General features: G+C 65.4%; 23 protein-coding genes and 1 tRNA gene. 11 read left to right on the top strand and 13 right to left on the bottom strand.

Features of this window, described 5'->3' with window-relative positions; translation table 11 throughout:
• Nucleotides 1-532: HNH endonuclease signature motif containing protein (locus RLO07_RS08510; protein WP_462291716.1), on the top strand; the 532-nt coding region annotated here is incomplete at its 5' end.
• Between the two features lie 174 nt (nucleotides 533-706).
• Here RLO07_RS08510 and flgL read toward each other — a convergent pair.
• Genes flgL through flgB form a run of 11 tightly spaced genes read right to left on the bottom strand, consistent with a single transcriptional unit; the run spans nucleotide 707 to nucleotide 10,958 of the window.
• Nucleotides 707-1,900, bottom strand: a complete 1,194-nt coding sequence (gene flgL, locus RLO07_RS08505; RefSeq protein ID WP_462291715.1) for a flagellar hook-associated protein FlgL — start codon at nucleotides 1,898-1,900, stop codon at nucleotides 707-709.
• A 6-nt stretch (nucleotides 1,901-1,906) separates the two neighbouring features.
• The gene (gene flgK, locus RLO07_RS08500) at nucleotides 1,907-3,784 is read right to left on the bottom strand and encodes a flagellar hook-associated protein FlgK (RefSeq protein WP_462291714.1); all 1,878 of its coding nucleotides are present in this window, start codon (nucleotides 3,782-3,784) and stop codon (nucleotides 1,907-1,909) included.
• A 48-nt stretch (nucleotides 3,785-3,832) separates the two neighbouring features.
• Nucleotides 3,833-4,825, bottom strand: a complete 993-nt coding sequence (flgJ, locus tag RLO07_RS08495) for a flagellar assembly peptidoglycan hydrolase FlgJ (RefSeq protein WP_462291713.1) — start codon at nucleotides 4,823-4,825, stop codon at nucleotides 3,833-3,835.
• Nucleotides 4,826-4,827: 2 nt separating this feature from the next.
• Nucleotides 4,828-5,955 (bottom strand): flagellar basal body P-ring protein FlgI, encoded by a 1,128-nt coding sequence (locus tag RLO07_RS08490; protein WP_462291712.1) that lies wholly within the window; start codon nucleotides 5,953-5,955, stop codon nucleotides 4,828-4,830.
• Nucleotides 5,955-6,650: a flagellar basal body L-ring protein FlgH gene (flgH, locus tag RLO07_RS08485; protein WP_462291711.1), complete on the bottom strand. Its 696-nt coding sequence runs from the start codon at nucleotides 6,648-6,650 to the stop codon at nucleotides 5,955-5,957. The genes RLO07_RS08490 and flgH overlap by 1 nt, the downstream gene beginning before the upstream one ends.
• Nucleotides 6,651-6,661: 11 nt before the next feature.
• A complete protein-coding gene (flgG, locus tag RLO07_RS08480; RefSeq protein WP_462291710.1) occupies nucleotides 6,662-7,444 on the bottom strand; it encodes a flagellar basal-body rod protein FlgG in 783 nt (260 codons plus the stop codon).
• A 45-nt stretch (nucleotides 7,445-7,489) separates the two neighbouring features.
• Nucleotides 7,490-8,230, bottom strand: coding sequence for a flagellar basal body rod protein FlgF (locus RLO07_RS08475; RefSeq protein ID WP_462291709.1), 741 nt, complete (start codon nucleotides 8,228-8,230; stop codon nucleotides 7,490-7,492).
• A 10-nt stretch (nucleotides 8,231-8,240) separates the two neighbouring features.
• The gene (gene flgE, locus RLO07_RS08470) at nucleotides 8,241-9,455 is read right to left on the bottom strand and encodes a flagellar hook protein FlgE (RefSeq protein ID WP_462291708.1); all 1,215 of its coding nucleotides are present in this window, start codon (nucleotides 9,453-9,455) and stop codon (nucleotides 8,241-8,243) included.
• On the bottom strand, nucleotides 9,425-10,132 hold the full coding sequence (locus tag RLO07_RS08465; protein WP_462291707.1) for a flagellar hook assembly protein FlgD: 708 nt from the start codon (nucleotides 10,130-10,132) through the stop codon (nucleotides 9,425-9,427). The genes flgE and RLO07_RS08465 overlap by 31 nt, the downstream gene beginning before the upstream one ends.
• 5 nt (nucleotides 10,133-10,137) lie before the next feature.
• Nucleotides 10,138-10,548 carry a flagellar basal body rod protein FlgC gene (gene flgC / locus RLO07_RS08460; protein ID WP_462291706.1) on the bottom strand — a complete coding sequence of 137 codons (411 nt, stop codon included), beginning with the start codon at nucleotides 10,546-10,548 and terminating at the stop codon, nucleotides 10,138-10,140.
• Entirely contained in the window at nucleotides 10,548-10,958 is a 411-nt protein-coding gene (flgB, locus tag RLO07_RS08455) for a flagellar basal body rod protein FlgB (RefSeq protein ID WP_462291705.1), read from the bottom strand. Before flgB ends, flgC begins: the two co-directional genes overlap by 1 nt.
• Nucleotides 10,959-11,157: 199 nt before the next feature.
• Here flgB and flgA point away from each other — a divergent pair, with 199 nt between their 5' ends.
• From flgA to RLO07_RS08410, 9 genes are all read left to right on the top strand, one after another.
• Entirely contained in the window at nucleotides 11,158-11,877 is a 720-nt protein-coding gene (gene flgA, locus RLO07_RS08450; protein ID WP_462291704.1) for a flagellar basal body P-ring formation chaperone FlgA, read from the top strand.
• Between the two features lie 78 nt (nucleotides 11,878-11,955).
• Nucleotides 11,956-12,243, top strand: coding sequence for a flagellar biosynthesis anti-sigma factor FlgM (flgM, locus tag RLO07_RS08445; RefSeq protein WP_462291703.1), 288 nt, complete (start codon nucleotides 11,956-11,958; stop codon nucleotides 12,241-12,243).
• 17 nt (nucleotides 12,244-12,260) lie between these two features.
• Entirely contained in the window at nucleotides 12,261-12,749 is a 489-nt protein-coding gene (locus RLO07_RS08440) for a flagella synthesis protein FlgN (protein WP_462291702.1), read from the top strand.
• 52 nt (nucleotides 12,750-12,801) lie between these two features.
• Nucleotides 12,802-13,500 carry a flagellar brake protein gene (locus RLO07_RS08435; RefSeq protein ID WP_462291701.1) on the top strand — a complete coding sequence of 233 codons (699 nt, stop codon included), beginning with the start codon at nucleotides 12,802-12,804 and terminating at the stop codon, nucleotides 13,498-13,500.
• 16 nt (nucleotides 13,501-13,516) lie between these two features.
• A complete protein-coding gene (locus tag RLO07_RS08430; protein WP_462291700.1) occupies nucleotides 13,517-14,782 on the top strand; it encodes an EAL and HDOD domain-containing protein in 1,266 nt (421 codons plus the stop codon).
• 97 nt (nucleotides 14,783-14,879) lie between these two features.
• Nucleotides 14,880-15,794: a cation diffusion facilitator family transporter gene (locus RLO07_RS08425; protein WP_462291699.1), complete on the top strand. Its 915-nt coding sequence runs from the start codon at nucleotides 14,880-14,882 to the stop codon at nucleotides 15,792-15,794.
• Nucleotides 15,795-15,828: 34 nt separating this feature from the next.
• Nucleotides 15,829-15,902, top strand: a tRNA-Gly gene (locus RLO07_RS08420).
• A gap of 72 nt (nucleotides 15,903-15,974) precedes the next feature.
• Nucleotides 15,975-16,433: a YeeE/YedE family protein gene (locus RLO07_RS08415; RefSeq protein WP_462291698.1), complete on the top strand. Its 459-nt coding sequence runs from the start codon at nucleotides 15,975-15,977 to the stop codon at nucleotides 16,431-16,433.
• Nucleotides 16,430-16,828 carry a DUF6691 family protein gene (locus tag RLO07_RS08410; RefSeq protein ID WP_462291697.1) on the top strand — a complete coding sequence of 133 codons (399 nt, stop codon included), beginning with the start codon at nucleotides 16,430-16,432 and terminating at the stop codon, nucleotides 16,826-16,828. Before RLO07_RS08415 ends, RLO07_RS08410 begins: the two co-directional genes overlap by 4 nt.
• Here the strand turns inward: RLO07_RS08410 and RLO07_RS08405 are convergent.
• A complete protein-coding gene (locus RLO07_RS08405; RefSeq protein ID WP_462291696.1) occupies nucleotides 16,820-17,569 on the bottom strand; it encodes an endonuclease/exonuclease/phosphatase family protein in 750 nt (249 codons plus the stop codon). The genes RLO07_RS08410 and RLO07_RS08405 overlap by 9 nt on opposite strands.
• Nucleotides 17,570-17,733: 164 nt before the next feature.
• Between RLO07_RS08405 and RLO07_RS08400 the strand changes: the two genes are divergently transcribed.
• On the top strand, nucleotides 17,734-18,906 hold the full coding sequence (locus tag RLO07_RS08400; protein WP_462291695.1) for a cytochrome P450: 1,173 nt from the start codon (nucleotides 17,734-17,736) through the stop codon (nucleotides 18,904-18,906).
• Between the two features lie 110 nt (nucleotides 18,907-19,016).
• Here RLO07_RS08400 and RLO07_RS08395 read toward each other — a convergent pair whose 3' ends face one another.
• Complete coding sequence (locus RLO07_RS08395) at nucleotides 19,017-20,543, bottom strand: arylsulfatase (RefSeq protein WP_462291694.1); 1,527 nt, start codon at nucleotides 20,541-20,543, stop codon at nucleotides 19,017-19,019.
• Nucleotides 20,544-20,756: the final 213 nt, after the last annotated feature.

Below are 20,756 nucleotides of genomic sequence, written 5' to 3'. Positions count from 1 at the left end.
GGCCGATGCGCTGGTGGCCGTGATGGAGCACTTTCTGGCCTCGGGCCCCGATTATCGGGGCCTGCGGGGCCTGAAGGGGGCGGAGCGCTGCCAGGTGGTGATGCATGTAGACGTCAATACCCTGCGCGAGCAGCGCTCGGGCGTGTGTTGTACGCACGGGCGGGCGCACTTCGAGGATAAACCGTGGCTGTCACCGGCCACCGCGCGGCGGCTGAGTTGTGATGCGTCCCTGGTGACGGTGCTGGAGGATGACGCCGGCAAGGTGCTGAACGTGGGCAGGAAATCGCGGATTGTGCCGGAGCGTATCCGCCGGGCGCTACGCGAGCGGGACGGGGTCTGCCAGTATCCCGGCTGCCAGGAATCCGAGTACGTGGATGCCCATCATATCCGGCACTGGGCCGAAGGTGGGGAAACACGGCTGGACAACCTGGTGACCCTGTGCCGATTCCATCACCGCCAGTTGCACCGCGGGTGCTTTGATATTCGCCTCAACGGCAACTCCGCGGAGATTCTGGCGCCAGATGATGGTTAGGGGCCGTGGCTTCCGACGGGAAAGAGCGCCCCCTTGAGGTTCTGGCACCGGAGAATTTTCAGGGGCAGTGGCTGCCAGAGGGTAGAGGCCCCCTTGAATGTGGCAAGGTTTTTTGGCACCGGTGCCGGAATCGATGGTCCGGCATTGCGGCCAGTACGATCACAGTGATTGGGTTTAGATGTAGTTGAACAGGCTGTTGCCCTGGATGCGGGTAAAGGCCTGCTGCGAGGCCTGCAGCGTGAACAGCTCCTGCTGCAGGCGGCTGACAGCTTCGGCGAAGTCCAGGTCGCGGACGTCGGAGACCAGCTTCTCCAGGGAAAACTGTACCGACTCCTGGGATGCCTGCACATCCTCCAGCGTGTTCAGGCGCCCGCCCACGCTGGCGCGCACTTCCAGCAGGCGGCCCTCGGAGCGATCGAGCTGCGCCAGCGCGTCGTCTATTGCCTGGCGCTGGCCGGCACGGGCTGCATCGTCGCTGGGTGACTGCTCCAGTGCATCGGCCAACTGGGCGATAGTGGCAAAGGTGCTCTCGAAGCGTGCGGGTGCCACGCTGAAACTGTCACCGGCCTCGGGGGCACCATTGATCACCAGCCGCACACCGTTGAAATCGATACGATCGCCGGACTCGTAGCTACCGCCGCCCACCACGTTGCTGGCGGCGTCGAGAATCTCGAAGGTTCCGGGATCGGTAAAGCTGACCGTGAACGCGGAGCCGTCGTAGACGCTGGTATCCGTGCCCGGTTCGGGCCGAATCACACCACTGCCGGTGTTGCCTGACGCCGGAGCCGCGGCCACCACGCCATTGCCGTTGCGAATGCGCATAAACACCGAATCGCCGGTATCGCCCTCGGCGATGGTGGTGCCGGGGCCGATCAGCAGTTCCCGCTGCACGCTGTCGCCCACGTAGTCGATGGCGCCGGCGTCGCTGACAAACGGTTTGGTCTTGCTCTGGGCGCCGGAAAAAATGAATTCGCCCTCGCCGCTCTGACTGTTGCCGATCGCCGTGAGCTCTTCCAGCCGTTGGCGCAACTCCACCGCGATCAGGCGGCGTCCCTCGACGCCGGTGGTGTCCGTGGACGCCTGCACCGCCAGCTCGCGCACCCGGCGCACCACGGTGCCCGCCGCGTCCAGGGCATTCTCCTCGATCGCCAGCCGCTGCTGCGCCCGACCGATGTTGTCGACATAGCTGGACTGTTGCGATACCGCCCGCTCCAGTTCCTGGATACGTGCCGCCGCGGCCGGATCATCGGAGACCCGGTTGACGCGCTGGCCGGTAGCCAGCTGCTCGAATGTTTTCGCCGCCCGGGCCTGCTGGTCCAGCATCCCGTTGAGGCCCTGTTGATACAGCATCTGGGTGGAAATACGCATGGCGGCTTACCTGAAGGCTGCGAGCAATGACTGGAAGGTGGTATTGGCGACCTGAATGACCCGGGCATTGGCCTCGTAGGCCTGCTGGAACCGTATCAGGTTGGCCGCCTCCTCCTCGAGATTGACCCCGCTGACGGATTGCAGCGCACTCTCGGTACTGCGCAACTGGGCCGATTGCGACTGCAGCGCGGTCTGCGCCGCCGCCGCGGTACTGCCGATACTGGCCAGCATGGTATCGGCCTGCTGCAGCAGCGAGCGTTGCCCGCCCTCCAGTACGCCGGCTTCGCGCAAGCCGAGCAGGGCCTGGGCATTGCGGTTGTCGCCGACGCCGCCGCTATTCGGCGACACCGTGAACTCGTCCCCGGCCACCGGGCTGCCGCTGATCTGCAGGCGATAGCCATTGAGGTCGATGTCCGCGCCCGCAGTGAAGGCAAAAGCCCCGGCACCGTTGACCTGGAAGGTATTGGGGTCCAGGAAACTGATGGTTACCGGCGTCAGCAGGTCCGGATCGGCCGCGTCCAGCACCTCGCCGGAGGAAATTTGCGCATCGCTGGTGTTCGCCAGCGAGGCCCCGGTGCGAATGGGAAAGGCCGCGGCGATCTGGGCCGGGTCGTCCACCAGGCGGCGGAAATCGGCGGCGGCGGACCGGGTTGGCAACAGGGCGAAGCGGTCGCCGGCCGCGGGGGCGCCTGCAATGACAATGGCCAGGCCATCGGCCCGCAGGGGGTCCGCGGGAGTGCCGGTGCCGGACAGGGCCACCGGCTGGCCGCTGCCGGTGTTGACCAGAGAGTAATCGGTGCCGTCAAACTGCAACTGGTAATCCTGGCCGGTCAGCGCAGAGACCGATTCAATACTCGCGGTGACCGTCGCGCCACCGCTGTTGCCGCTCGCCTCGAGCACCTGCGGCCCACCGACGGCAAAGAAATCGGCGCCGAAGTTGCCGGCAAGGTCCAGGCCCTGCCGGTGCTGGGCATTGAACGACTCGGTCAGGGCCACTGCCGTGCGCCCGAGGTCGTTGCGCACCGGGTTCAGGACCTCGCGCTGGAAGTCCAGCAACCCGCCCAGGGTCCCGCCGCTCAGCTGCCCGGTGACCGCGGCGCCGCCAACGGACACCTCCCGAAGCTGCGGACCAAAGCCACCGGCGCCGCTGCTCAGCGCGGTCGCGTCCTTGCCCAGCACCAGGGTCTGGCCGTTGCCGATAAAGACATTGACCGTGCCCATGGCCGCCGGCACGACGCTGACCTCGACTTCCGCAGACAGCCGCTGCAGCAGGCGATCCCGCTGGTCCAGCAGGTCATTGGAGAAATCGCCGTTGGCGGCACCGGGGGCGGACGCGATCTGGTTGTTGGTGTCGGCGATCGCCTGGGCCAGACCATTGATGGTGGCCACCGAGGCGTCCACGCGGCCATTGACCTCGTTCTGCAGCGAGGCGAGCTGGGTATCCAGGGCGCCGATGCGCCGCGCCAGCGCGTCCGCTTCACCCACCACGGTCTGCCGTACCGGCATCGATGCCGGATCGTTGGCCAGGGATTGCAGGGAATCGAAAAAGGCCTGCAGGCCCCCGGACAGGCCACCGCCGCCGCTGCCCACCAGGTCGCCGACCCGCCCAGCCATCTCGGAAAACACGCTGAGACGCGCCTCCCCGGCGGTGCCACTGCGCACCTCCCCGGCGAGAAAAGTGTCGTAGATGCGGCGTACATCGGCCACCTGGACACCGGTGCCCATGAAGCCGCCGCCAAAGAACTCGGGCGGGCGGGTGCCGAAATCCACCCGCTGGCGGCTGTAGCCTTCGGTCGCCGCATTGGCGATGTTGTGCGAGACTGTCGCCAGCGCCCGCTGCGAAGCCTGCAGGCCGGACAGTGACGTGTTCAGGAAATCAACCATTGCATCCCTCGGGCCGGCTCGTGGCCGGCATTTTGCGCCCGCTCACACTCATCCCGCGGAACCGGTACGCCCATCAGGCCCTGTAGCGGCCAGGCTGGCATTTTCTTGAGCCGGCAGCAGTTGCCGCACCGTCGCCTCCACCCGTCCGATCTTGGCGGCATACTCCGGATCCGTGGCATAACCGGCCTGCTGCAGGGCCCGGGCAAAGCTGGCGGAGTCGCCCGCGCCCGGCACCTCCGCGTAGCGGGACCGCCCCGACAGGAAGCGGGTGTAGTCCGCCATCGCCTCGGCCGGGGAGCCGTAGGCCCGGAAGCGGGCGGTTTCCCGCACCGCCACGCCGTCGCGCACCTCCAGGGTCACGGCGCTGGCCACCGGGCCGGTCCAGTCGCGGCCGGCCTTGATTCCGAACAGGTTCCAGGCCGGGCCCCCGGCGGGGTGTGGCAGCAGGTGCTGGCCCCAGCCGGTCTCCAGCGCAGACTGGGCGAGGATGGCCTCCGCCGGCACCCCCAGGTGATCCGCGGCCTCCCGCGCCAGCGGCAGCAGGCTGCCGACGAAGTCGTCGGCGCTGGCGAAGGCCGGCGTGCGCGCGGCGGCCATCGCTGCGGCTGGCTCTGCCGGGCCTGCCGCCGCTGCAGCTCGCGCCGCCGGAGCTGGCAGCGCCGAGGTCGGCGGTCGCGGCGGCACCGGCATGCCCGCCGCCGGCAAGCCCCCCGCCGGCAAGGTATTGCCGCCGGCGGCCTGTTCGTCGCCGCCCAGCTGCCGCACCAGCATGTCCGCCAGACCCATGCCCCCCTTGCGGGTCATCTCCAGGGCGATCTGCTGGTCGAACATCTCGTAATACGTATCCATCTGGCTACTGCCAAACAGGCCGTCGTCGGCCGTGGCCGCGCGCATCTCCTTGAGCATGGTCTGCACCAGCAGCGCCTCGAACTGCTGCGCCGCCTCCCGCACCGCGGCGGGATCCTCGCGCTGGGCGGCCAGCTTGAGCCCGCCAAAGCCGGCCGCATCGCCCGCGAAACCGCTGTTGACGGTCAACGCCACTGTCAGATCACAATCAGCTGCGCCCGCAGGGCGCCAGCTTCCTTGAGGGCCTCCATGATCGCCACCAGATCCCCGGGGGCCGCGCCCACCTGGTTGACGGCCTGGATGATCTCGTTGAGGGACACCCCGGACTCGAACAGGAACATCCGCCCTCCCTCCTCGCGCACCTCGATGTCCGTGCGCGGCACGACGGCGGTGTCACCGCCCGCGAAGGGACCCGGCTGCACCACCTCCGGCCGCTCGGATATCGTGACCGACAGGGAGCCGTGGGCGACCGCTGCCGGCAGCACCTGCACATTGCTGCCGATCACCACGGTACCGGTGCGGGAGTTGACAATTACCCGCGCGGGCGCGGATCCCGGCGCCAGCTCCAGGTTCTCCAGTTCTGACAGATAGGCAATACGCTGCCCAGGATCCATCGGTGTGCGCACCTCAATGGACACAGCATCAACCGGCCGCGCGGTGGCCTCGCCCATGGTCTGGTTGATCACCTCCGCCACCCGGTGGGCGGTGGTGAAGTTGGGGGTGTGCAGGTTGAAGATCAGGTACTCGGTCTCCAGAAAGGCGCTGGGCACTTCCCGCTCCACCGTGGCGCCGTTGGGAATGCGGCCACTGCTGGGGATATTGACCGTTATGCTGGAGCCATCCTGGCCCGAGACACCGAAGCCGCTCACCACCATGTTGCCCTGGGCGATGGCGTAGACATTGCCGTCCGCCCCCTTCAGCGGGGTCATCAGCAGACTGCCACCGCGCAGGCTCTTGGCGTTGCCGATGGAGTTGACGGTCACGTCCAGGCGGGTACCCGGCTTCAGGAACGGCGGCAGATCCGCGTGCACGGAGACCGCGGCGACGTTGTTGAGCTGCGGATTGACGTTGTCGGGGACGGTAATGCCGAATTGCTTGAGCATGTTGTTCAGCGACTGCACGGTGAATGGCACCTGGCTGGTCTGGTCGCCAGAGGAGTCCAGGCCCACCACCAGCCCATAGCCCACCAGCTGGTTGGAACGCACCCCGGCCACCTGGGCCAGGTCCTTGATCCGCTCGGTCTGGGCCGCCGCCAGGGTGGGCATTAACAGCAGCACCAGCAGACACCCCTGTAAACATCGGAACAAGCGCATACAGGCGACCATCAAAAGGGAAAGATCGGTGACTGGAAGAAGCGGCTGAGCCAGCCCTGGCGGTTGGCGTCGGCCAGCGCCCCCTTGCCGCTATACTCGATCTGGGCGTCCGCCAGCTTGAAGGAGGGCACGGAATTGTCGGCGCCGATATCCGCCGGGCGCACGATCCCCGCGACCCGCAGGAACTCCCGCCCCTGGTTGACCGTGATCCATTTCTCGCCGCGCACAATCAGGTTGCCGTTGGGCAGGCGCTGGTACACGGTTACGCTGATATTGCCATCGACCTGGTTGCTCTGGGCACTGTCGCCCTCACCCTCGAAGTCCCTGGAAGCACTGAGGTCGCTCTGGAAAAGCGGGAAACCCTCGCCCCGGGTGAACTCCTCGCCAAACAGCGTGGGGTTCTCGATCTCCGCGGAGGCGTTCTTGCTGGTACTGGTACTGGCGCTGGTGGAAGCGTTGGTACGCTCGGCCAGGCGGATCACCAGGGTGTCGCCGACCCGCCGCGCCTTGACGTCCTCGAACAGGGACAGGCCGGTGGCCGCCTGATAAATGGCCCCATTGGCTTCCGCCGCCTCGGGCACCGGAGGCTCCGGGGGCAGAGTCGCTTTCCAGTCGCGAATCGGCTCCGGCCCCGCGCAGGCGGCCAGCAACAGTACCAGTGCCGCCGCGGCACAGCGGCTGCCGGCGGCCAGCGGATTGCAGTTCATCCAGCCACGCCTCACAGATTGTTGGTCACGTATTGCAGCATTTCGTCGGAGGTGCGGATCGAACGCGAGTTCAGCTCGAAGGCGCGCTGGGTCTCGATCATGTTTACCAGCTCCTCCACCGTATTCACGTTCGAGCCTTCCACCATGCCCTGGATCAGGGTGCCGAGGCCGTTGACTCCCGGGGTACCGGTAAGCGCCGGGCCGCTGGCGCCGGTTTCCAGGAACAGGTTCTCGCCGCGCGGCTCCAGGCCACCCGGGTTGACGAAGTCCGCGGTCTGGAGAATGCCGATCTGCACCGGCGCCGCCTGCCCGGGGAGCTGCACGCTGACCGTACCATCGACGCCGATGGTGACGCTGCGGGCATTGTTGGGCACGTTGATGGCGGGCTGTACCTGGTAGCCGGAGGCGGTCACCAGCTGGCCGTTGGAATCGATCTGGAAGGAGCCGTCGCGGGTGTAGGTCTGGGAACCATCCGGCATCAGCACCTGGAAGAAACCGCGCCCCTGGATGGCGACGTCAAAGGCGTTTTCCGTGTGCACCAGGGAGCCCTGGGTAAACATCTTCTCGGTGGCCACCACCCGGGCGCCGGTGCCCAGGTACAGGCCCGAGGGCATCTCCGTGTTCTGGGACTGCTGGCCACCTGCCTGGCGCACGTTCTGGTACACCAGGTCCTCGAACACGGCGCGACCGCGCTTGAAGCCGGTGGTATTGACGTTCGCCAGATTGTTGGAGACCGTCGCCATGCGGGTCTGCTGGGCGTCCAGCCCGGTTTTCGCGATCCATAACGCTCTCATGTCAGCACCTGCTATTCCTGTAGTGTGGTCCGCTCAGGTGGCGGGCTATCCCATGCGCATCAGTTGCGCTGCCGTATCCGCGTTGTCTCCGGCCATGCGCATCATCCGCACCTGCAGCTCGAACTGGCGCGCCAGCTCGATCATTTCCACCATGGCCTGGGCCATGTTGACGTTGCTCGCCTCGAGGTGGCCCGACAGCATGCGCACCTCCGCATCCGCTGGCGGCAGCTCGCCGCCGCGGACCCGAAACAGGCCATCGCTGCCCCGTTCCAGCGTCTCCGCGTCGGGCCGCACCAGCAGGACCCGATCCAGTACCGCCTGTGCTTCCGGACCCTGGCCCAGGGGCACGATGGAAACCGTGCCGTCGCCACCCAGGGTCAGCTGGGCGTAGGGCGGAATCGCGATCGGGCCGCCCTCGCCCTGTACCAGATTGCCAGCGCCGGTGCGCAGCAGGCCGTTGGCATCCACCTGCAGGTCGCCGCGCCGGGTCAGCGCCTGCGCCCCCTCCGCATCCTGCACTACCATCCAGCCATCGCCCTGCAGGGCGACATCCAGGCTACGACCGGTGGCCACCAGAGCGCCCGACGACAGATCCGTCGTGGTATCGCGGGTCTGGACATTGAAGCGACTGGGCAGTCCGGGACCGTCAATTTTCCGGCTCACGGCGCTGTCCATGGTCGCCTTGAAGGCGGTGGTACCGACATTGGCCAGGTTCTGCGCGTTCCTGGCCTGGGCCTCCATGACCCGGTTGGCCCCGGTCATGCTCACGTACAGCAGGCGATCCATGAGCTCAGCCTCAGCGGATGTTGATGATGGTCTGGGTGACCGTGTCGGCGGTGGAGATCATCTGGGCATTGGCCTGGAAGTTGCGCTGGGCCGTGATCATGCCCACCAGCTCCGCCGTCAGATCCACATTGGAGGCCTCCAGCGCACCGGACTCGACCAGGCCAAAACTGGAGGTCCCGGCTTCACCCAGCAGTGCCTGCCCGGAAGCAAAGGTTTCCACGAAGCTGGTATTGCCGGCGTTGCCCAGCCCCTGGGGATTGGCAAAGTTGGCCATCGCCAGCTTGCCCAGCGGCGTCGACTGGCCATTGGTAAAGCGGGCAAACACCACCCCCTCCTGGCTGATGTCGATCCCGGTGAGACGACCACTCTCGAACCCGTTCTGGGTCAGTTCGTTAATGGCAAACTGGTCGCCGAACTGGGTTGCCGCGGAAAAATCGGTGGTCAGCTCCAGCGGGTCGGCACCGTTGGGCAGGGGCACCGGCGGAAATGCAATCTCACCGGTTGCCGGCACAGTCAGATTGCCCAGGGAATCGAACGCCAGGGGTACCGCCCCCCCCACCGGCGCCCCGTCCAAGTACAGGGACACCTCCCACTCGTTGGGGGTAGCGGTCTTGACGAAGAAGTAGCTGGCGGTGTGGCTGGCACCCAGGGAGTCGATCACCGACAGCGACGTGGTGTGGTTAAAGGTCTCGCCATCGGCCGGGTCCAGCGGCGTGACCGCGGGCGGCACCGCGTCAGCGGGCAGGTTCAGGCCCGCGCTGACCGAGGTGCTGGCAAGGGGCGGATTGTTGGCGGTGACCAGCTGCAGGTCGGTGAGCCCGGCGGTGTTGAAGCCGCTGTTCGTCGGGGGAAAGGCCTGCAGCCGCAGGCCCTCGGAATTCACCACGAAGCCCTCGCGATCCACATTGAAGGCACCCGACCGGGTATAGCTGAGGGCGCCGTTGTCGCTAAGGGTAAAAAAGCCGTCGCCGACCAGCGCCAGATCCAGATTGTTGCCGGTAAAATCGATCGTCCCCTGGGAAAACTGCTGCTGCACCGACGTCAGCCGCGCCCCCAGCCCCGTAGCCGAGGAGGACACCGACTGCAGGCCCGCGGCATACAACTCGGCAAAGTTGGCCCGTGACCGCTTGAACCCCGAGGTATTGACGTTGGCGATATTATTCGCCGTCACCTTGAGATCGGAATTGGCTGCATTCAGGCCGGAAAGCGCAATCTGAAATGGCATCGAGTATTCTCCCTAGGAAATTTCCAGTGCCCGGCCGAGTGACATCGTGCCCTGGCCCGCAACATTGATGGTAATGCCCCCCCGGGGCCATTCAGTGCAACACTCTCGACCCGGCCCCAGACCAGCGGCTGCGCCGCCTCGACCTCGCGCCCGACCTGGTAGCGCGCCTGCAGCTCGTAGTTCCCCGCCGGCGCCATTTTTCCGTCACTGTCAAGCCCGTCCCAGCGGAAGGTCGCGCGCCCGTCAGCGCCCCCGACCAGCGGCAACTGGGCCACCAGCTGGCCCTGGGCGTTCATTACGGCGACGGCCGCCGCGCTGGCCCCCTGGGGAATATCCACCGCCCCGGTCAATTCATTCTCGCCGTCGAAGGCGGCCTGCTCCGAGGGCACCAGCACCTGCCGGTCCACCAGCGCAGCGGCCTGCAGGGCCTGGCTCCCGGTCAGGGCCTCGGCGGTACTGGTAAAGGTATTTTCCAGCCGCTGGATTCCCGACACAGTGGAGAACTGGGCCATCTGCCCCAGGAACTCACCGTTCTCCATCGGCTTGAAGGGGTCCTGGTTCTGCAGCTGGGTAATCATCAGGCGCAGGAAATCCTGTTGCCCCAGCTCGTCGTTGTTGCGCGCCGGCGCTTGCGGCTGGCTGCCGAAGATACTCTGTATGGCGGACATTTCACTCATGCTGCCTAGCTCCCGAGGCTCAGGGTCCGCAACATCAGGTCCTTGGACGTGTTGAGGATTTCCACATTGTTCTGGTAGGCCCGGGACGCGGAGATCATGTTGGTCATCTCCGACGCCAGGTCGACGTTGCCGCGGTAGATATAGCCCGCCTCGTCCGCCTCCGGGTGACCGGGCTCGTAGACCGGCACCGGGTCCGCGGTGCTCTCCACCACGCCCAGCACTCTCACGCCGGCGGACGAGTCTGCGCCCAGGCCGGCCACGACTGTTTCAAATACCGGATGGCGGGCGCGGTACACCTGCGCCGGGTCGCCGCTGACGGAGTTGATGTTGGCAAGGTTGGAGGCCGTTGCATTGAGGCGCACGGACTGCGCCCCCATGCCCGATCCGGCGATATCAAAGACCCTGAACAGATCCATCAGCTGTTACCTCCCTTGAGCACGTTGATCATCGACTGGATGCGACTGTTGAGAAACTGCAGGCTGGCCTGGTAGCGCACCGAGTTCTCGGCGAAGGCCGCCTGCTCGCGATCCGCCTCCACGGTATTGCCGTCCTGCGCTGGCTGCAGTGGCACCCGGTACAACAGCGCGCCCGGGTCCGTACCACCAGCGGAGCCGCCCAGGTGGCGACTGTGCGTGACCCGCACCTGATCGACAGCCGGCGCCTGGCCGCCGGCCTGGGCCAGCACTGTCCGGAAATCGAAATCGCGGGCCTTGAAACCGGGGGTATCCGCATTGGCGAGATTGTTGGCAAGCACCGTATTGCGCTGTGACCGCAGGCTCAGCGCCTGCTGGTGGATACCGAAATACTTGTCGAGACTGAAACTCATGCTGCCCTGCCGCTGCCTGTCAATATTGCCACCAACCAATGAAGCAATCTTCGTGCCACAGGGCCGGGCCAGCATTTGCGCGGGGTGGCGACCCCGGCGGGCGGCAATGGATTGCCGCAGCGGCAAACTCCCGCCCGGCGGCACGATGTTTGCATGCACTTTGCCACAGGAATCAATCAACCGGAGTAACGACAAACCAATGGCGGCCACTTCGCACACCGTATCGCTGCGCGCCAACCTCTGGGCGCTGGCGCTGCTCCTGCTGCTGGCAAGCCCGGGAGCGCATCCGGATCAGGCCCTGCAGCCGCTGGCCGATATCCGCGCAGCCGCGGAAACCTTTGTCCTCGACCGCCTCGGCGACGCCGCGGCCGGCACCACGGCTACCGCCGGTCGTCTGGACCCGCGCCTGCGCCTGGCGCGCTGCAGCCAGCCCCTGGAAGCCATCGCCGTCGCCGGTGACCGCCTGAGCGGCAACACCAGCGTCGGCGTGCAGTGCCCCGGCGGCTGGCGCCTGTACGTGCCGGTCAAGGTCGAGACCCTGCGCCAGGTACTGGCGCTGCGGCATTCGCTGGAGCGCGGCAGTACCCTCACCGCGGACGACCTGGATCGGGTACTGGTCGACACCGGGCGCCTGGTACACGGCTACTACACTGACATCGCGGCCGTCACCGGCCACACCCTGAAACGCTCGGCGGCCGGCGGCACCCTGCTCACCCACGCGCTGGTGGAAGAGCCCCCGGTGATCGCACGCGGCCAGCGGGTTGCCCTGACCGCCGGCGGCACCGGTATCGCGGTGCAGGCACCGGGGGAAGCCCTGGCCGATGCCCGGGTCGGCGAGCGCCTGCGCGTCAGAAATCTGTCGTCGGGCAAGGTGGTCGAAGGCGTCGCCCGCGGACCAGGCAGTGTCGAAGTGCATTAACGAGCGACCCATGGCCTAAAGCTTGCAGCACATTGGCCGCTAACTTACAGTCAGAACACCAGTATTGGAGAAAATCCGATGTCAGACAGCATCAATGGCCTGGGCAAACCGGGAGGCCCCCTGCCCTCGCGACCGGCCAGTGCCCCGGCGAGTGGCAACGGCCCGGCGCCGTCCACCGCCGCGGGAGGCGACTCGGTCAACCTCACTGACACTGCCCGCCAGCTGCAGGAACTGACCCGCGTGGCCGCCAGCGCTGAATCCGTGGATCCGGAGCGGGTCGCCGCGGTACGTCAGGCTCTCGCGGACGGGCAGTATGCCATCGACAGCCGCCAGGTCGCCGAGCGCCTGCTGCAGTTCGACAACTGAGCGACGACCAGACGACCATGTTGCAAAGCTCAGCACAGTGCGCGAAAGCTCTCCTTGAACTGTTCCATGCCCAGGGAGAACGTGCCGCGCACCTGCTCCGGTTACTGGAGCAGGAGCGGGAGGCTCTCGACAGCGGCGACCTCGCCGTCCTGGACGCCACCGCCGCTGGCAAGGGCGCAGCTTTGGTGGAACTCGAGCAGCTGAAGACCCGCGAGGCCCGGCTGCTCGCAGGCCTACCGTTCGGCGGCAGTGCCACCCCTCTGGAGCAGGCCCTGTCCTGGTGCGATGCAGAAGGTGACGTGCGCGCCGCCTGCGAGGATGTCATTCAACTGATGGTTGCCTGCGATCGCCACAACCGCAGCAACGGCCTGCTGGTCCAACAGCGCCTCAATTACGTCCGGCGGGCACTGGATGTGCTGCACAACGCCCACGCGGAGACCCTGGTCTACGGCCCCGATGGCGGCCACGCCCACGCGGGCTCCTCGCGGCTGCTCGCCGAAGGCTGACACAGTCGCCGACCGATAATAATCAATGCAGCAGTACAGGGAGCCGCACGCTGTGAGTGACACCGGCATCTCCGACCAGGAACAGATCGCCACGTTGCTCGGTAGCATCCAGCGCCACCAGCTGCTTGTCCACCTGCTCTCGGCAAGCGCCAGCGGACCCGAGCCATCGATGTTGCTGGCGGGCAGTTTCCGCCGTCGGCAATTGCTGTTCGACGCCCCGCGTAATCTCCATGCCGGCGCCTATCAACCCGGGCAGGTCGTTACCGCGATGACCGTAAAGGACGGTGCCGAGCTGCGCTTCGACACCGAGATTCTCGGCATCGAGGATTACCGGGGCTATCCCGCGCTGCGCACGTCCTGGCCCCGGCAGCTGATTCACCACCAGCGCCGCAAGGCGTTCAGGGTCCGGATAGGCAAGGACCGGAGCAGCCGTCTGGACCTCTATGATGACGACGGCAACCGGGTACGCGGACGGCTGCTGGACCTGTCCGCCAGCGGCTTCGGCGCCCTGATCGAGCGCTCGGCATCGTTGCGCGCAGGCGAGGAAGTAGCCAGCGCCCTGGAGATCGGCGGCATTACTCTGGACCTGCCGGTAAAGGTGCGCGACCTGAAAACACCGCCCCTGGGGCGCTTCATGCGCATCGGGGCGGCTTTTTCCGGACTGACACCGCAGCAGCAGACACAGCTGGAAAAGCTTATACGGACAATCGAAAGGCAGGCCATCAGGGTCGATGGCGCAAGCAGTAGTTGACGCAGGGAGCAAGACAATGTCTGACCATAATAACGCCAGTTCACAGGGCGCCGGGGCCAGCCCGACCATCGTGCACTTCGCCCGCCAGCCCATCTATGATCGCGACCTCAACGTCTATGGCTATGAGCTGCTGTTTCGCGAGTCGGAGCACAACGCTGCCATCCTGGAGGGAGACCGGGAGGCCGGCAAGGTTGCCAGCGCCCGGGTATTGCTGAATGCCATCATGGACCTCGACCTGGAGCAGATTGCGGAGAGCCGACCGGCGTTTCTCAACCTGTCCCGCGAATTCCTGCTGGATGATTCCGGGCTGCTGCTCGCTGGCGACAAGACCGGAATCGAGGTGCCCTGCGCAACCTGCAATGACGACGAAGTGACACGGACCCTGAAGATACTGTCCCTGCAGGGCTTCACCATCGTCCTGGATGACTTCAGCTGGCAGCCTGGTATCGAGCGGCTACTCGAACAGGCCCGGCTGGTGAAGATCGACATCCACAAGACTGGCGAGGACGAACTGCCCGGACTGCTTGAGCAGCTGCGGGACTGGCCAGTGCAGCGGGTCGCGCTGAAGGTCGAAACCCGCGAGGAGTTCGACCGTTGCCAGCAGCTGGGATTCGACTATTTCCAGGGCTTCTTTCTCTGCAAACCCAGGGTGGTCAGGGCACACCGACTGCCGGACAGCAAGATCAATACCCTGCGGCTGATCGGCGCACTGCAGAATCCCGATGTCACTCCCGAGGAACTGGAGGCGATTATCCGCAATGACCTGGCCCTGCATTACCGCCTGCTGCGCACGGTCAATTCGACTTACTACGGCCTGTCAGTGGAAGTGAAGTCCATTGCCCACGCCATCGTCTATCTCGGCATAGCCACCATCAAACGCTGGGCCCACCTGCAGCTGGTGGCGGGCACTGACGACAAGCCGTCGGAGGTGCTGCGCCTGGCGCTGGTCCGCGCCCGCATGTGCGAACAGCTGATGCCCAACCTGACCCGGGAGACCCGCGACACCGCGTTTACCACCGGACTGTTTTCGCTGCTGGACGGCGCCCTCGATACGTCGATGGAGCTGATCCTGGCCCACCTGCCCCTGGACCAGGACATCGTGCGCGCCCTGGTTGATTACGAGGGACCCTACGGGCGCCTGCTGCGTACGGTTGTCTGCTATGAAAACGGCGAGTGGGAGCAACTGGCACAGGAGGAATTCTTCTCCCTGGACAGCATCACGGCCTGCTACCTCGAGGCGCTGCAGTGGGCTCGAGCCCAGTTTGCCGCCCTCGGTGCCTGATCCCGCAAACCACCGCCGGCTGGAGCGGCCTTTGCCAAGAACCGTCTGCTGCTCTATCCTCCAGCCCTGATCCACTGCCACTGGCCTCCCCGATCCCATGACTGCTCCGCTCTCTCCGGCCGAAGGCGCCCGCCTGCTGAAACTGGCAACCAATGCCTCGGTCACCGTGGCCATGATCCTGATCGCCGCCAAGGGCGTGGCCTACTGGCAGACATCTTCGATGAGCATCCTCGCCTCCCTGGTGGACTCGCTGATGGACTCGGGCGCCTCCCTGCTCAATCTGGTGGCAGTGCGCTATGCCCTGGCGCCCGCTGATCGCCAGCACCGCTTCGGCCACGGCAAGGCGGAATCGATTGCCGCGCTGGCCCAGAGCACGTTCATCATCGGCTCGGGCCTGTTCCTGCTGTTTGAGGCCGCCAGAAGGCTGGTCGACCCGGCGCCATTGCAGGCCTATGGCCTGGGCCTGGCGGTCATGGTATTCACCATCGCCGCCACGGCCGCACTGCTCCTGCTGCAGGGCTACGTGATCCGGCGCACCGGCTCCGCCGCCATCCGCGCGGATGCCCTGCACTACCGCACCGACCTGCTGACCAACTCCGGAGTTATTGTCGCCTTGCTGCTGGCCCAGTACGGCTGGCCGGGCATGGACCCGCTGTTCGCCATTATCGCGGGGCTGTACATTCTCTGGTCCGCGCGGGCCATCATGCGCGATGCCTTCAATGAACTGCTGGACCGGGAACTGCCGGACGCGCAGCGCGCGCAAATCCTGACGATTGCCGAGGGACACCCCGAGGTGCGTGGCGTCCACGACCTGCGCACCCGCAGCTCCGGGCGGATCGACTTCATCGAGCTGCACCTGGAACTCGACGGCGCCATGTCGCTGTTTCGCTCCCACACCATCTCCGATGAAGTGGAAGCCGCCATCATCGCCGCAATCCCCGCGGCGGATGTGGTGATCCACCAGGATCCTGCCGGCATTGTCGAAGAGCAGCAGGACGAGCAGTTATTGTGAACCCGTGCGGTTCCGGCTACCATCACGCTCTGACGCGGGTGTAGTTCAATGGCAGAACTTCAGCTTCCCAAGCTGATAGCGTGGGTTCGATTCCCATCACCCGCTCCACCTTCCGCGCCAGTTCTTTTATACGCCACAAATCTGTCTATACTGTGCGCCCCCTGAAAACGAGGTGACCTGATGGACATTGCGTGGTCTGTTTTCACCCCCTGGCATTCCCTGGCCGGCGGCCTGTTGATTGGCCTGGCCGCGACTATCCTGCTGCTGGCCAACGGCCAGATCGCCGGCATCAGCGGCATTCTCGGCAACCTGCTGCAGCGCAGCGGGCTGCAGGGCTGGCGGGTAGCGTTCGTCGCCGGCCTGGTCCTGGCGCCGCTGCTGTTGCTGCCGCTGCTGCCCGCCATCGGCCCGTTCCGGCCTTCGGTACCCGTCGCGGAACACATGGACATCCTGCGCCTGCTGGCCGGGGGCTTCCTGGTAGGGCTCGGTACCCGCATGGCCAACGGTTGCACCAGTGGTCACGGCGTTTGTGGCCTGGCCCGGTTTTCCCAGCGCTCCCTCGCCGCGGTCCTGACCTTCATGCTGGCGGGGTTTGCCACCGTCTACATCTGGCGCGAAACCTGGGGATTGCCCCTGTGAAGTCCACACTCGCGGCACTCATTGCCGGGCTGCTGTTCGGGGCCGGCCTGCTCCTGTCAGGCATGGTCAATCCCGCCAAGGTCATCGGTTTCCTCGACATTGCCGGGGCCTGGGACCCGTCGCTGGCGCTGGTGATGGTGAGCGCCATCCTGGTGTCCTGGATGGGTGTGCAGCTGGCACTGCGCCGTGCCACAGCCCCCGCCGAGGACCCGCCACAGCGCGCCATAGACCGCCCCCTGCTGCTGGGCAGCGCCCTGTTCGGCATCGGCTGGGGCATCACCGGCTTCTGCCCGGGCCCGGCGGTGGCAGCCCTGGGGATGGGCTTCTGGCCCGCCCCGGTAGTGGTGATCGGGCTGCTGGTGGGACTGTGGGCCGGCAACCGGCTGTCAGTGTGAACCAATGCTGTACACGCCGCTGAGTGCGGCGTGGTCTGACAGCTGCCGCCAGGGGCCACCGGCGAGGCAGGCACAGGAATGGGCCTTGAGCCCGCGGGCATAGATCCGGTCCATCGGCAAAACCGGCAGCCACACCGGGAAGGTCCTGGCATGGCGGCCGGTCAACTCGGTGAACAGCTCCCGCACTTCCAGATCGTCCTCGAAATGCTGCGAGGCGCGCACTTTCCAGTCATTGAAATCGCCCGCGATCAACAGCGGCTCATCGTGGGGCACATGGCTCTCGATGCGCGCGACGAGGGTATCCAGCTGGCGGCTGCGCTCGGCCTGGAACAGGCCCATGTGAACGCACAGCAGATGCAGTGGCCGGCCTCCGGGGAGTTCGACAATACCGTGCAGGATACTGCGGCTGGCGAGGCGGTGGTTGGAGATATCGATGTTCTCCCAGAAGCGGAACGGATACTTGCTGAGAATGGCGTTGCCGTGGTGGCCCTTGCGGTAGATCGCGTTCTTGCCGTAGGCGTAATGGGGCCACAGGCGATCGGCGAGGTATTCGAAATGCGGCACATCGGGGAAGTCGCCCAGTTTCTTGCGGAAACGGCGGGTCGAACCGTGGATTTCCTGCAGGAACACCACGTCGGCGTGCTCCTCTTCCAGCAACTCGCGGATGCGTCCCAGCACGAAGCGCTGGTTGCCCGTGGTAAAGCCCTTGTGGATGTTGTAGGTGAGAACCTTGATGTCCATGGCGATGGGGAAAAGCTCCGGGGGGAATCACTGAGTGCCTTGCCGGTCGGGGGCAGGCACCATGGGGCCAGCAAATCTGCGCCCGGTCAAGCGTTCGGTGCCCCACCAGAGCGAAACTCTGCTAGTCTCGTGGCATATCCATTGCCAGGCGGAGACAATCACAGGTGCCAACCCCCGGAGCACACGATTTCGCCACCGAAGACTTTGCGGGCACTGCACTGCACCGCACCCTGGCCATGTTTCGCGAGCAGGGCCCTGTCGGCCAGGCCCTGTTTGGCGGCCAACCTGCCGTACTGATCAGCGGTCATCAAGCGCTGGCCGAAGCCTTCCGCGACAACGACCGCTTCCCGCCCGCGGATGCCTATCGGATCACCATCGAACCGGTGCAGGGCGTGACCTTCCAGACCATGGAAGACGAGCAACATCGCCTGTATCGGCGCCTGGCCACGCCTGCCTTCCAGTCCCGGGCTGTGCAAGCGATGGAACAGGAGGGCCTGGCACGGATTGCCCACGAGCTCATCGATCGGCTTGGCAATGTTCGCCGCACCGACTTCGCCAGCGCCTTCACCCACCGGGTGGCCTTCGCGGTCATCAGCCGCATGCTGGGGATTCCCACCGACCGGGAAGATGTGTTCCGCGACTGGGCTGTGGGGTTTCTGGAGTTTCCGCGCGACCCCGCCCGCTCCCGCCATTGTGCCGAGCAGATCACCCGGTACCTGCTGCCCATCCTGGCGCAGCGCCGGCGCGAGCCCCGCGACGATATCCTGTCAGGCCTGGTGGCCGCGGAGGTCGACGGCCGCCAACTGACTGACGAGGAAATACTTGCCCACATCCGCCTGTTGTTCAGCGCTGGCGCGTCGACCACGACAGATGCACTGGGCAATCTGGTCTACACGCTGCTGGCAAAGCCGGAGCGCTGGCAGGCACTGCTTGCAGAACCAGGTCTGCGCGCCGGCGCCATTGAGGAACTGCTGCGCTGGGAGACGCCGGTAGCGGTGCTGCCGCGCCTGTCTGCCAACCGTCCCGTGGAATTTCACGGCACCCGTATTCCCGCTGCCACCTTCTGCCTGTTTGCGATTGCCGCGGCCAATCGCGATCCCGCCGTATTCGAGCAACCGGACGTGTTCGACATGCGCCGCGACAGCAGCCGGAAACTGTTGAGTTTCGGCCCCGGGCCGCGCCTGTGCCCGGGCATGCACCTGGCGCGGCGGCAGCTGGCGGTGGCATTGGACGTGATTCTTGAGCGCCTGCCCGGCCTGCAGCTGCTGGACCCGGAGGCCGCCGCGCCCCGGGGCGCCATTCTGCGTGGACCCGTCAGGTTGCCGGTGGCCTGGTAGGTCCGGCCGGCTACGGCGCCGGCACCGCCCGCGTCTGGCTGGCGGCAAGCACGGCGGCGCATAATCCAATTGAGCTGGAGAAATATGGCGACGGGCACTGTGTTCGCCGATTACTTTTCCTGGATGGTTTCCATTATCTGGTCGACGCTGAACGATGCCGGACGCTGGCGAGGCGGGAATTGGTGCAGCGATTCCACAAACTGCATGACGGCCGCAGACCCCAGCATGCCTGCCCAGCCGATCTTTCTGTCCCACCAGACGTTGTAGCTGTTGGAATCCGTATCGGCGCGTTCAAAGGGGTCGCGGCGCAGATTGAATACCTTGGGTATCCTGAGCTGCACAAAGGGGTCGCGCCAGACGTCGAAGCGTTTGGAGCGCTGCTCTGCATATACCAGTTTCCAGTCGCCGACACGAGTGCCGGTCAGCAGGCCGTCATCACTGAAGTAAAAGAATTCCCGACGTGGGCCGGCATCTGTCTTCCCGGTCAGGTAGGGCAAAAAATCGTAACCATCGAGATGGACCCTGAAAGTCCTGTCGCCAACACGCTTGTCCTCCTTGAGCTCTTCCTTGATGGCGCCGTTGCCCACAACCGACATGAACGTGGGCACCCAGTCCAGATGTGACATGATGGTGTTGCTGATACTGCCCGCCGCGATCTTCCCGGGCCAGCGCACCATGGCTGGCACTCTGTAACCACCTTCCCAGTTGGTGTTCTTTTCTCCGCGGTAGGGTGTGATCGCCGCATCCGGCCACTGGTTGTAGTGCGGGCCGTTATCGGTCGAGTAGACAACGATGGTGTTGTCGGCAATACCCAGTTGATCCAGTTTCGCCAGCAGGGTACCGACGTGGCGATCGTGTTCCACCATGCCGTCATTGTAGAAACCCTGGCCGCTGATACCGAGGTTCTCTTCCTTGACATGGGTGTAGTAGTGCATGCGCGTACTGTTGAACCAGACAAAGAACGGCTTGTCCTGGGCATGGGCCCTGTCGATGAAATCGAGTGACGCCGACAGGAATTCCTCGTCGATGGTTTCCATTCGCTTGCGGTTCAGCGGGCCGCTGTCTTCAATGCCGCCATCGGCCCGACTGTATATGACGCCGCGGGGCCCGAAACGCTGATGGAATTGCGGATGTTTGGGATAGTCCTCGTCCTCCGGGACTTCCTCCGCATTGAGGTGATAGAGATTGCCATAGAACTCGTCAAAACCATGATTGGTGGGCAGGAATTCGTCGCGATCACCAAGGTGGTTCTTGCCAAACTGGCCGCTCACGTAACCGTAGGGTTTCAGAAGCGCGGCCAGGGTGGGATCCTCGGGCTGCAGGCCCGTGGTGGCGCCCGGTATGCCAACCTTGGTCAGCCCGGTGCGGACGGGGTGCTGCCCGGTGATGAAGGCTGAGCGCCCTGCTGTGCAGCTCTGCTCCCCGTAGTAGTCGGTAAAGAGCATGCCTTCATTGGCGATACGGTCGATGTTGGGCGTCTGGTAGCCCATCTGCCCCAGACTGTACCGGCTGAGATTCCAGATACCGATATCATCGCCCCAAATGACCAGGATATTGGGTCGCTCTGCCGCCTGCACCGCTGCAGTGACCAGCAGGCTCGCAAGCAGCAAGCCTGCGCGTAAAATGGGTACTCTCATTCTTGTTATCCGTGTTGAACGCTCCATCGCATCATAGCGATTCAGATAGCCTTGGCAAGGCCCCTGCCTGCGCTCAGGTAACCACGCCCAGAAAGCGCTCGTTCAGCTGTCTGTCGTGGTAGAAGATCGCCTTGCCGATCTGCTGCGCATCCCAGGTCACCACGGGGTGATCCGGATAGGTGTAATCACCGCCGCAGAACACCTCGTTGCGAT

Source organism: Haliea sp. (genome assembly GCF_040221975.1).
Taxonomy (GTDB): domain Bacteria; phylum Pseudomonadota; class Gammaproteobacteria; order Pseudomonadales; family Halieaceae; genus Haliea.
The sequence above is the reverse complement of the archived record's forward strand: the minus strand, read 5'-3'. Positions and strand labels throughout refer to the sequence as shown.

Coding starts and splice junctions, on each gene's coding strand:
- flgL (WP_462291715.1), bottom strand. CDS start 1,900: ATGCGTATTTCCACCCAGATGCTGTATCAACAGGGCCTCAACGGGATG.
- flgK (WP_462291714.1), bottom strand. CDS start 3,784: ATGGTTGATTTCCTGAACACGTCACTGTCCGGCCTGCAGGCTTCGCAG.
- RLO07_RS08490 (WP_462291712.1), bottom strand. CDS start 5,955: ATGGTCGCCTGTATGCGCTTGTTCCGATGTTTACAGGGGTGTCTGCTG.
- flgH (WP_462291711.1), bottom strand. CDS start 6,650: ATGAACTGCAATCCGCTGGCCGCCGGCAGCCGCTGTGCCGCGGCGGCA.
- flgG (WP_462291710.1), bottom strand. CDS start 7,444: ATGAGAGCGTTATGGATCGCGAAAACCGGGCTGGACGCCCAGCAGACC.
- RLO07_RS08475 (WP_462291709.1), bottom strand. CDS start 8,230: ATGGATCGCCTGCTGTACGTGAGCATGACCGGGGCCAACCGGGTCATG.
- flgE (WP_462291708.1), bottom strand. CDS start 9,455: ATGCCATTTCAGATTGCGCTTTCCGGCCTGAATGCAGCCAATTCCGAT.
- RLO07_RS08465 (WP_462291707.1), bottom strand. CDS start 10,132: ATGAGTGAAATGTCCGCCATACAGAGTATCTTCGGCAGCCAGCCGCAA.
- flgC (WP_462291706.1), bottom strand. CDS start 10,548: ATGGATCTGTTCAGGGTCTTTGATATCGCCGGATCGGGCATGGGGGCG.
- flgB (WP_462291705.1), bottom strand. CDS start 10,958: ATGAGTTTCAGTCTCGACAAGTATTTCGGTATCCACCAGCAGGCGCTG.
- flgA (WP_462291704.1), top strand. CDS start 11,158: ATGGCGGCCACTTCGCACACCGTATCGCTGCGCGCCAACCTCTGGGCG.
- flgM (WP_462291703.1), top strand. CDS start 11,956: ATGTCAGACAGCATCAATGGCCTGGGCAAACCGGGAGGCCCCCTGCCC.
- RLO07_RS08440 (WP_462291702.1), top strand. CDS start 12,261: ATGTTGCAAAGCTCAGCACAGTGCGCGAAAGCTCTCCTTGAACTGTTC.
- RLO07_RS08430 (WP_462291700.1), top strand. CDS start 13,517: ATGTCTGACCATAATAACGCCAGTTCACAGGGCGCCGGGGCCAGCCCG.
- RLO07_RS08425 (WP_462291699.1), top strand. CDS start 14,880: ATGACTGCTCCGCTCTCTCCGGCCGAAGGCGCCCGCCTGCTGAAACTG.
- RLO07_RS08415 (WP_462291698.1), top strand. CDS start 15,975: ATGGACATTGCGTGGTCTGTTTTCACCCCCTGGCATTCCCTGGCCGGC.
- RLO07_RS08405 (WP_462291696.1), bottom strand. CDS start 17,569: ATGGACATCAAGGTTCTCACCTACAACATCCACAAGGGCTTTACCACG.
- RLO07_RS08395 (WP_462291694.1), bottom strand. CDS start 20,543: ATGAGAGTACCCATTTTACGCGCAGGCTTGCTGCTTGCGAGCCTGCTG.